The sequence below is a fragment of the Okeania sp. SIO2B9 genome, from assembly GCF_010672505.1.
Classification (GTDB): domain Bacteria; phylum Cyanobacteriota; class Cyanobacteriia; order Cyanobacteriales; family Microcoleaceae; genus Okeania; species Okeania hirsuta.
Genome location: NZ_JAAHGK010001711.1, coordinates 1 through 1,234 on the forward strand (window position 1 = coordinate 1; position 1,234 = coordinate 1,234).

A 1,234-nucleotide genomic window follows, 5' to 3' on the forward strand; every position below is an offset into this window, starting at 1 on the left:
TGAAGAAGGAGACAGGAGACAGGAGACAGGAGACAGGAGGAAAATTACATGGGGATTCTCACCCCAAGTAATTTTGAACACCGTGTAGACGGTGGGGTATTAAACCCACAAAGAAAATGATAAAAAAATATGACCGATGTATACATAGTAATATTTATCAAAAAAAGCTATATACAGACGTATACATCGTTTAATATAAAAATATGAAGCATCCCTGGAAGTTAACTAGGGACTTAGTACAAAAAAACTTGGGCTTTGAAGTCATAGCTTCAGCCCAAGTAACAAACAAAATATACACTCTAATCTTAGCAAATGTCAGAGCCGAATAATAGTGATAAAAACAACACATCTAGCCATTGGGCAGTTTCAGAAGAAGATTGTGAAAATATGGCAGAAAGAAATCAATGGAAATTATTAGAAACTAGGAAAGACGATAGTAAATCTATTCTTGATACAGAATGTATTTTTGAGGGAGAAACATCATTTGCAGACCACAAAGAGAAAGACAATGACTGAAAATATTGAACAATTATTAGACGATCAAGCAACTCTCATTATTTACATGGTAAAACAAGGGGAGCAATGGGTTCGACATTCAGGAGGGTTAATTGAAAAAGATGAAACAACTCGTCTTATTCGTGCTAGTTATGATTGGCAACCGGTAGAAAAAAGACAGTATGAACAAGAAATTGGTCGGCGACTCTATTCTACTGGTTCTGGTGCTACTCTTCGTTCTTCTAGGGCAATTCCTACGGACTGGATAGTTTCTCATGTAGAACGTTATGAACCAGACCTGCAAAATATGCCATTATTCCGTGAAGTTATTATTGCATATTGTGAGAAAAAACCAATGACTATTGAGGAATATAAATCTTTAGTTTATGAACGAGAAGGTCAAGTTTCAGTTGAATCTTTTGGCGGTAATGAACAGCGTTATCAAGAGTGGTTGAAATCAAATGGAACTTGAGAAAATTTATAGAACCCCCGATCGTATCTTCATAAATATGCGCGTTTTTTGAGCTAGGAGACAGGAGACAACCCACCCCCAACCCCTCCCAGGAGGGGAATACAGGAGACAACCCACCCCTAACCCCTCCCAGGAGGGGAAGGTAAGAGGTAAGAGGGTAGATGTGGGGAGAAATAATATAAAAAATTCAACACTCCTTGCTGATGATTGTTCCTCACTCATTGATGCGCGAAAAGACTTGACTACCATAATTATATAGACCTCAAA

Annotated in this window: 2 protein-coding genes; both read left to right on the top strand. The window is 37.9% G+C overall.

Going from position 1 to position 1,234, the window contains the following annotated elements; genetic code table 11:
- Positions 1 to 312 precede the first annotated feature (312 nt).
- The gene (locus F6K13_RS33890; protein WP_124143621.1) at positions 313 to 516 is read left to right on the top strand and encodes a hypothetical protein; all 204 of its coding nucleotides are present in this window, start codon (positions 313 to 315) and stop codon (positions 514 to 516) included.
- The gene (locus F6K13_RS33895; RefSeq protein WP_124143620.1) at positions 509 to 967 is read left to right on the top strand and encodes a hypothetical protein; all 459 of its coding nucleotides are present in this window, start codon (positions 509 to 511) and stop codon (positions 965 to 967) included. Before F6K13_RS33890 ends, F6K13_RS33895 begins: the two co-directional genes overlap by 8 nt.
- Positions 968 to 1,234: the final 267 nt, after the last annotated feature.